Below are 8,379 nucleotides of genomic sequence, written 5' to 3'. Positions count from 1 at the left end.
ACTTGGAACGTTTGATAATGTAAATTTACCATCCATGTCAGTAACTGTACCTACAGTAGTACCTTTTACCAAAATAGAGGCGCCAACTACGGGTAATCCGTCTTCCTCCGAGATAACAGTACCTGTCACCTTCGTGATCTGAGCGGTTACCAGACCTATACCTACAAAAAGGCAGGTCAATAACAGCATTAATTTTCTTTTCATAAAATTCTCTCTTAAAGTTTAACTTTGCATTAATATAAATTCATTCACTCTAACAAATTACAAAGGTATGAATAAAATTGTAATCTCAAACAAATTATTGTAAAAAACATACTAAACCGCTATATTTTTATGCTTTTGGGCATTTAAAACTCACAAAAAACGAAAATAAACCTCATATTTATTCTTTTTTCTAAGTCGTGAAGAGAAATGACTTTCAAATTATAACTTATTATATAAACATACATTAACCTACAAATGTTAATCAATCGTCTAATTAATATAAAGATGGAAACAAAATAGCAGGATAACGCTTTTCTACTTTTCTTTATTGCGTCTTATTATAGTATTGTAGTATTTCAATTAAAGAATTAAATTATGAGGAAAATCAGTTATCGTTTCGTTTACAATCGAAAAAAAAGTTTAAATGACAGAGGGACAGCTTTAGTTCAAGTTGAGGCTTACTTGAATAAAAAGAAAGTGTATTTCTCCACGCATGTTTATTTACGGCCGGAACAATGGGATGTAAAAAGAAAGGTGGTCAAGGATCATCCCAATCAAGATGCACTGAACGGCATGCTCAATGAGTTTATTATTGAATTGGAGAAAAAAGAATTAAGTTTGTGGAGACAGGGAAAGACTATAACCTTGAGCCTCATCAAGGAAGAGTTCAAATCGAATACAGACGCTTCTTTTTTAGGGTTTGCACGCAAAGAAATTATTTCTTCCCAGTTAAAAGACAGTACCAAGCGCAATCATTTGACAACAATAACCCTTTTACAATCGTTCAAGCCGACAATTGAGTTTGAAGACTTGACCTATAATTTCGTTACAGATTTTGAAAAATTCCTTTATGAATCCGGATATCAAACAAACACAATAGCCAAACACATGAAACATTTGAAATCTTTTGTTAATGCCGCAATTAATAAAGGATATATTGATCCTAACAATTATGCCTTCAGAAGATATAAAATCAAAATGAAAGAAGGAAAACATGTTTTTTTATTGCCGGAAGAAATGAAAAAATTAGAGGAAGTCTCTCTGACAGGAAGAAACAGGGGGTTGGAACATACACTTGATGCTTTTTTATTTTGCTGTTATACAGGATTACGTTATTCTGACTTTGTGAGTCTGAAAGAAAAGAATGTCGTGAAAATGGGCGGAAAATTGTGGCTGATTTTTGACTCTGTCAAAACCGGTGCGGAAGTAAAATTGCCTTTAAGCCTGTTGTTTGAAGGTAAGGCACTAACCCTGTTGCAGAAATACCGAGGGAAATGGAGTTCGTTTTTTTCAATAAAGAATAATTCAAGCGTAAATAAAGAACTGATACGAATAGGCAAATTGGCCAGAATAAACAAACACTTTTCATTCCATTCTGCCCGCCACACCAATGCGACTTTATTGATATACAAAGGCGCCAATATAACAACTGTGCAAAAGCTGTTAGGACATAAAAATCTTGCTACGACACAGATATATGGAGAGGTGATGGGAAGTACAATCGTACGGGATTTGAAAAAATGCCAAAAGAAATAGCGCATCATCTCCTTGATAAAGTTTATTGCCTTGTAAGCACAGCGTTTCTTCGCCGTGGTTGCCGGGCAATAAACTGAAGGAAATAAAACACAACAAAAATCCCCTCCTTGCACAACCAGGTAGAAAATCAGTACCAAGGGCCACTGCATTTTTTTGAATTGTTAAAGAATCCAAAACAGCCAACCGACAACTGGATTTCACATCCCGTCATTATAAATTCCGGTAACAAAGAAGAAAAATCCATGAATGCGATATCTATTAAAGAAAGGTTACGACAGGTGAAAATTTAATCAAGATGAAGGGCCGGGATGGTAGAATAATGGTATAAATAATTTCCAAAATCATTATAATACGGTTTTAAGCAGTGGGGGAATCAATTAGGTGCAAATTTTATCATATTGATAATGAACGAAATAGACAATACATTAGTTCCGCAAAGACTTTGGTGGTTTCGTTTATTGGTATGGCGACCCAGGAAGTGGGTATAAAATCCAATTTACAGATAATCTTAAAGTCTGATACAGAAGTACTTGACGAAGTGATGGTTGTAGCATACGGTACTGCGAAAAAATCATCTTTTACAGGTTCGGCGGCAGTTGTCGATAGTAAAAAAATAGAGAAAAGACAAGTGTCGAATATTACCAATGCATTGTCTGGTGCTGTAGCCGGAGTGCAGGTCATGTCTAGTAGTAATGGCGGACAACCGGGATCTACTGCAAAAATCCGGGTGCGCGGTACTGGTTCTATGGCCGCCGGAAATGCTCCGTTGTATGTAGTGGATGGGGTACCCTATGATGGAGATCTTTCTTCTATTAATACTTCCGATATTGAATCTACAACAGTCTTGAAAGATGCCGCATCCAATGCACTTTATGGTGCTCGTGGAGCCAATGGAGTTGTATTGATTACAACCAAAAAAGGATCGATGGGGAAGGCAGTGATAAACGTGGATGCAAAATGGGGATCCAATTCACGTGCTGTACCTAATTATGATGTCCTGACAAATCCGGCCACTTATTTGGAACAGGCTTATCTTTCTATGTATAATGGTCAGATATACAATGGAAAGACTCCTGCGGAAGCGAATGCTTTTGCCAATCAGTCACTGCCGACTAATAACAATGGTGGTGTAGGTTATCAAATTTATACAGTACCTCAAGGGGAGTCTATGATTGGAATGGACGGAAAACTGAATCCGAAAGCCACCTTGGGATATTCGGACGGTACATATTACTATCAGCCGGATAATTGGTATGATGAATTATTCAATAGTGGAAACTTACGTCAAGAATATAATCTTAATATATCTGGTGCTACTGACAAATTAAATTATTACATGTCCGCTGGTTATCTGGATGATAGCGGATTGATCGCCGGATCCGGATTTACCCGTTATTCAGCTCGTGTGAAGGCCGATTATCAAGCCAAAAGTTGGTTGAAGGTGGGAGCGAACATGTCATACACAAATTATGATATGCAATCTCCGGCCAGTCAGGACAGTTATGCAGGAACTTCTTCTGCCAATCTTTTCTATGTGGCTAATTACATCGCTCCAATCTATCCCATGTACGCTCGCAATGCCGACAAGTCAATTATGGTGGACAGCAACGGATTTACAGTATATGACTTTGGAGACAGAAGCGTGGGAGGAAATTATAAACGTACGTTTATGAGTGGTTCCAATCCTGCTGCCATGATGGAACTGGACAAACGTCAATACCTGGCAGATGTGTTCAGTGGACGTTGGTATGCCGCTGTTAATATCTGGGACGGATTGAAATTTACATATAATATAGGTGTTGATCTGGATAATACTCGCTACAGCTGCTTGTATAACGCCTACTATGGACAATATTCAAAAGTGGGTGGTATCGTTTATGCCGGCTCGACTCGTACCTCAGGTATCAACCAGCAGGAATTACTGTCTTACACTAAAGAATTTGGCAAGCATAACATTGACGTTCTGGTAGGACATGAAAATTATACTTATGAGTATAAATACTTAAACGGAAGCAAAGAAAAATTATTCAACCCGAATATTGTTGAAATAGACAATGCAATAAAAAATCCTTCTATTAGTTCTTTTACTGATAATTATTCTACAGAAGGATGGTTGGCACGTGCACAATACGATTATGACGGCAGATACATTTTTAGTGCCTCTTATCGTCGCGATGCTTCTTCCCGATTCGCTAAAGATAATCGCTGGGGTAACTTCGGATCTGTTGGTGGAGCATGGGTATTGACTAAAGAAGCATTTATGGAAAATCAGAAATGGGCTGATTTCATTAAATTTAAAGTCAGCTACGGTATTCAAGGTAATGATGATTTGCTTTTCAATGATGTATATGGCAGCAAGAACTATTATCCATACCAGGATCAATATAATGTGGTAGAGAATAATGGAGATTTTGCGGTAAATATGTCCTATAAAGGAAATCCGGATATTACATGGGAAACTTCATATTCTTTTAATGCCGGTTTTGATTTTAACTTGTTTAAGGGTTTGCTGAATGGTAGTATAGAATATTTCAGCCGTAAAACAACGGATATGTTGTATTACATGCCGGTTTCTCCTTCCAATGGCTATGCGGTATATCCGAAGAATGTGGGTTCTATTCGTAATAGCGGAATTGAAATAGACTTGAATTCAGACATCATCAAGACTAAAAACGTGCAATGGAATGTATTTTTGAATGCGACTTCGGTTAAAAACAAGATCTTAGAGCTTGCTCCGGAACTGAATGGAGAGCTGATATCCGGCTCTACTATCTATAAAGAGGGAAAATCCATGTATCAACGTTACTATCGCAAGTATGCAGGAGTAAATGATGAAGGTGTGGCATTGTATTATATGGATGTGAAAGATGAAAAAGGTAATGTTACAGGACGGGAAACCACTACCGAATGGAATAAAGCAACCCGATATGAGACAGGTGACTTGTTGCCGGATGTGTATGGTGGCTTCGGTACGACTGTTTCAGCATACGGTTTTGATTTTTCTATTTCTTGTGCTTATCAGTTGGGCGGTAAATTGTTTGATAGCGGTTACCAGTCATTGATGCACAACGGAAGTGCGGCTTCTGCCGGTCAGAACTGGCACAAAGATATCTTGAACTCATGGTCGGAGAGCAATAAAGGTAGCAATATACCCCGTTTGAATGGAAATGATACTTATGCTAACTCTGCTTCAGACAGATTCTTGATCAGTTCGAATTATCTGGATCTTACTAATATTACATTGGGTTATACATTCCCCAAGGCGTGGGTGACCAAATTACAGTTGTCTAATTTACGCATTTATTTTGCAGCCGACAATGTGGCTCTGCTGTCAAAACGTAAAGGACTTGACCCTCGTCAGTCATATACCAGCGCTAATGCTATGACTTATTCACCTGTACGAACATTGTCTGGTGGTATTAAATTAACATTTTAATTAAAAGTTAGAAATATGAAACTATATAAATATTTATATCTCCTTCCATCTTTTGCATTTATGGTAACATCCTGCGATCTGGATGAAATACCTGAAGGAGGCACGATCACCTCTGATCAAAAAGATGAAATACAGTCAAAAGACCCTTCGAAGCTGAAAGCGGATGTAATAGGATTGTCCTCAAACCTGATTAAATATAATTCTATCGGAGAATGGTATGGTGGTACGGCTCACTTCGATTTTGGTTTTGCGTCAGCCTGCATGATGTATGATACGAGCGGAATGGATATGCCTTCTGAAGATACGGGTTATAACTGGTACCGTTCTCAGCTGCGCATGACTGACAGAACGGAAACAGGTACCAATACTTATTACTTCTGGAATTTGTTCTACAGTGAAATAAAAATGGCGAATGACATTCTAAAAGTAGCAACAGCTGATGTGGAGGATAAGGCTTTGAAGCAATACCGTGGACAGGCCTTGGCTACTCGTGCCTGGAGTTATTTAAATTTGGTGCAAATTTATCAGTTTACTTATAAAGGACACGAGAATGCTCCGGCTGTGCCTATTGTAACAGAAGAAACGACTGGTGAACAGGCTGCCAGCAATCCGCGCGCTACGGTTGCTGCCGTATATGATCTGATCATGAAAGATCTGACAGACGCAATAGGGTTACTGACTGCTGACCGCGATTCAAAAGACCAGGTAAATATAAATGTGGCATACGGTTTGCGGGCACGCGCCAATTTGTTGATGCAAAATTGGCAGGATGCTGCTACGGATGCTGAAAAAGCAATGGAAGGTTATACCCCTTATAGCAGAAATGATGTATCCAAGCCTTCTTTTAATGACAGCAATGCGTCTTCATGGATTTGGGGAAATGTGGTTACAGAAACCAATGATATCGTTCAAAGTGGTATCTTGAATTTTCCTTCGCACATGTGTTCTTTTACCGGAAATGGTTACGCTCCGGGGTATGCGGGCCGTTATATCAACAGCAAGTTGTATAGTCAGATACCCGATACGGACGTCCGCAAAGGATGGTGGGCGCTAGGAGATCCTGTATATGATGAAAACAATAAGCTGTTGGGATATGACTTTACAGGAAAATGCCCTAATGTAGATTGGACCTGGAAGTATAATTATCAAGGTGTTGACTATAACATTGCTGACTGGCTGGGATGGCAGGCTCCTTATTTGAATGTTAAATTTGGTCCCTATCAAAATGTCTACAATAATGCTACCAATGCTTGTGACTTCCCGATGATGCGTGCGGAAGAAATGATTTTGATTAAGGCTGAGGCGCAGGCCATGGCGGGGAATGTGTCCGGAGCTAAATCGACATTGGAGAATTTTGTAAAGAACTATCGTGATCCTTCTTATGTTTGCTCTGCATCTTCGGCAGAGGCTTTACAAGATGAGATCTGGTTTCAACGTCGTGTCGAATTGTGGGGAGAAGGATTTTCTTTCTTTGATATGATGCGTTTGAAGAAACCTATGGACAGAACAGGGGCGAATTATGCATCAAATGTGGCATTTAATCTGCCTGCAGAATCGCAGATATTCTTGTGGCTGATTCCGGAAGATGAAATCAATAATAATAGTGGAATATCTAAAGACGACAACAATCCGGTTGTCAGTGTTCCGACAGCATAATGAGTTAAACATTAATCTGTAATAGAAAGAGTCCGGTATTTAACCGGGCTCTTTCCTTTTAACGGAGATTTTACTTTGATATTGTTATCGTATTCAATATAATGTTCGGGGGGGCTTTACAGCCGTTTCAGCCAGCGTTCAAAAAAACGGTCATAAACACTATATACACCTAACTCAGCAGTGACAAAATCTTTTTCCAGTAACCCTTTCAGTGCTCCTTGCACACTGCTTGCCGTCAGTTTGTAAGTATGGAGAAATCTGGAAGAGGTGACTTCTTTTATCTTGCCTTCCTTGCAGATGGCCATCAGCACCTCCTTTTGCTTTGGTGGAAGTTGATAGAGTAAAGAAGAATAGGTAAAATCCATTTGTGACAAAATCTCATCCAATGTCAATTGGATCTTTCCAACCGTACAGGTCTCTTTTTCCATGGTATCCGCATAGAGGAAATTCATGACAAACTGGATATACCAAGTGGTACCGTCAAACAGCCGGTATACTTCTTCAATAGTATCTTTATTGATTTTCTTTCCATTCTCTATAAAATGCCGTTCAATGAAAGCAGCATAGTTTTCGAATCCTATGGGCTTTAAATCCAAAATGGTAGTACTTTGATAGAAAGGGCGTGAAGGACTGGTGAATATTTCTCCCATCATGTGCCGCTGAGAACCTGAATAGATGAAACAGGCATTGGTGCAATGCTGTATATAAGTCCTTAGCGTGGCTTCTATATTTTTCTCGGGATATTTGGCTATCACCTGGAATTCATCTATGGCGATCAGGCAAATTCTGTCTGCCTTCTTCAAGTAACTGAAAATCTCGTCCAATGTTACTGAAGGACTCTTTATGTCTCCCATTTCCAGGTTCCAACTGGGATTGCCCGTCTCATCAAAGGTTATTCCGGTACGAAGGGAAGATAAAGTGGATAAAAATGTTTCCCATATTTTCTTCCCTTGAGGTTTCAGTCCTTGCAATATACTCTTACCGAATTCAAAGACAAATTCTTGCAGATTCTTGGTAGCGTAAATATCTATCAGGAAAGTGTAATAGTTGTTTTTTACTTCCGGCTGGTGGAAACAATGGTCTATCAGCCCTGTCTTTCCCAAACGCCGGGGAGAAATGAGAGCTACATTGTTTCCGTTGGTGATCTGCTTTGTCAGAAAACGCGTTTCTTCTATCCGGTCACAGAAATACTTCTCCGAACGGTAACCGCTTGTTATAAAAGGATTCATTTTTACCATAGCCGCATACTTTTCCACAAAAGTAATTATAATCTTATTATAATGCAATTATTATAATATGTTTTGATTTTGTTAATAAGACAGGTGTTCAATCATTTCTGACAAGAAGGTAATTTGACTCAAAATACGTCTATAAGAGCGACATGCTTTCTGTTAGTATATAAGTGAGAATTTAGTAGAAATATAGTAGAATGGAGAGGAAAATAAAAAGGGAAGAAGCTATCTGGAAGCATTGTCTGTTCCTTTTTGACAAGTGAAGGTTCGTTTGTAAAGTATTAATTATTAAATTGTTAGATTTTAATTTTAGTT

The 8,379-nt window shown here is 38.7% G+C and carries 5 protein-coding genes; 3 read left to right on the top strand and 2 right to left on the bottom strand.

Annotation, left to right across the window (positions count from 1 at the left end):
- On the bottom strand, positions 1-204 hold a 204-nt coding region (locus tag ACYQ0C_RS00030), incomplete at its 3' end, for a carboxypeptidase-like regulatory domain-containing protein (protein WP_459976798.1).
- Positions 205-579: 375 nt separating this feature from the next.
- On the opposite strand from ACYQ0C_RS00030, the gene ACYQ0C_RS00025 reads away from it, so the two are divergent.
- The 3 genes from ACYQ0C_RS00025 to ACYQ0C_RS00015 all read left to right on the top strand — a co-directional run bounded on the left by ACYQ0C_RS00025 (position 580) and on the right by ACYQ0C_RS00015 (position 6,832).
- Positions 580-1,740 (top strand): site-specific integrase, encoded by a 1,161-nt coding sequence (locus tag ACYQ0C_RS00025; RefSeq protein WP_135952806.1) that lies wholly within the window; start codon positions 580-582, stop codon positions 1,738-1,740.
- A 424-nt stretch (positions 1,741-2,164) separates the two neighbouring features.
- On the top strand, positions 2,165-5,176 hold the full coding sequence (locus ACYQ0C_RS00020; RefSeq protein WP_459976799.1) for a SusC/RagA family TonB-linked outer membrane protein: 3,012 nt from the start codon (positions 2,165-2,167) through the stop codon (positions 5,174-5,176).
- A gap of 15 nt (positions 5,177-5,191) precedes the next feature.
- Positions 5,192-6,832, top strand: a complete 1,641-nt coding sequence (locus tag ACYQ0C_RS00015) for a RagB/SusD family nutrient uptake outer membrane protein (RefSeq protein WP_016278642.1) — start codon at positions 5,192-5,194, stop codon at positions 6,830-6,832.
- Positions 6,833-6,948: 116 nt separating this feature from the next.
- Here ACYQ0C_RS00015 and ACYQ0C_RS00005 read toward each other — a convergent pair whose 3' ends face one another.
- Complete coding sequence (locus tag ACYQ0C_RS00005) at positions 6,949-8,070, bottom strand: AAA family ATPase (RefSeq protein WP_016278641.1); 1,122 nt, start codon at positions 8,068-8,070, stop codon at positions 6,949-6,951.
- Between the last annotated feature and the right edge of the window lie 309 nt (positions 8,071-8,379).

It is taken from the genome of Phocaeicola sartorii JCM 17136 = DSM 21941 (assembly GCF_054653615.1).
The sequence above is the reverse complement of the archived record's forward strand: the minus strand, read 5'-3'. Positions and strand labels throughout refer to the sequence as shown.